The sequence below is a fragment of the Zoogloea oryzae genome (assembly GCF_030161255.1).
Classification (GTDB): domain Bacteria; phylum Pseudomonadota; class Gammaproteobacteria; order Burkholderiales; family Rhodocyclaceae; genus Zoogloea; species Zoogloea oryzae.
On sequence record NZ_BSPX01000233.1, the window covers coordinates 1 to 909 of the forward strand.

The 909-nt window shown below is 37.1% G+C and carries 1 protein-coding gene; it reads left to right on the top strand.

Going from position 1 to position 909, the window contains the following annotated elements:
- Window positions 1–357: 357 nt before the first annotated feature.
- Window positions 358–909: photosystem I assembly protein Ycf4 (locus QQK25_RS24860; protein WP_284190079.1), on the top strand; the 552-nt coding region annotated here is incomplete at its 3' end.

Below are 909 nucleotides of genomic sequence, written 5' to 3' on the forward strand. Positions count from 1 at the left end.
GAACAAACCTCAGCAAATCTGTCAAGACTTCGACTTAGGTGATAATACCAATATTTTTAGTAGAATAGGGTATACAATGTGACTTCTGCCAAACACAAAGGAAAGAGCTGTTATGGACGTGTATACATGAGTTTTTAATAAAAGCATTCTAACGGCATTTTCAAAGGGAATTGTCGGAATTCATCTCGATGTATGTGGAATCATAGGAAGGTTTTTTTTATCTAACCGATTCGATGAATTATTCCTCAGGGTTCACATCATAAAAGGACTAGTTGATAAGAGTTACTTTGGGAACAAAAATAAGAAACACAAATTAGGTTATTCTCTCAATTCTAATCAAAAGCAATTGGATCTAGTATGAACTGGCGATCAGAACGTATATGGATAGAACGGATAAAGGGTTCTCGAAAAATAAGTAATTTCTGCTGGGCTTCTATCCTTTTTTTCGGGTCATTAGGATTCTTAGTGGTTGGAACTTCTAGTTATCTTGGTAGGAATTTGATAGCCTTATTTCCATCTCAAGAAATCCTTTTTTTTCCCCAAGGGATTGTGATGTCTTTCTATGGGATCGCTGGTCTGTTCATTAGCTCTTATTTGTGGTGCACAATTTCATGGAATATAGGTAGTGGTTATGATCGATTTGATAGAAAAGAAGGAATTGTGTGTATTTTTCGTTGGGGATTTCCTGGAATAAATCGTCGCATTTTCCTTCGATTTCTCATCAGAGATATCCAGTCGATTAGAATAGAGGTTAAAGAGGGGCTTTTTTCCCGTCGTGTTCTTTATATGGAAATCCGAGGCCAGGGTGCCGTTCCCTTGACTCGTACTGATGAAAATTTGACTCCACGAGAAATTGAACAAAAAGCTGCTGAATTGGCGTATTTCTTACGTGTACCCATTGAAGTATTT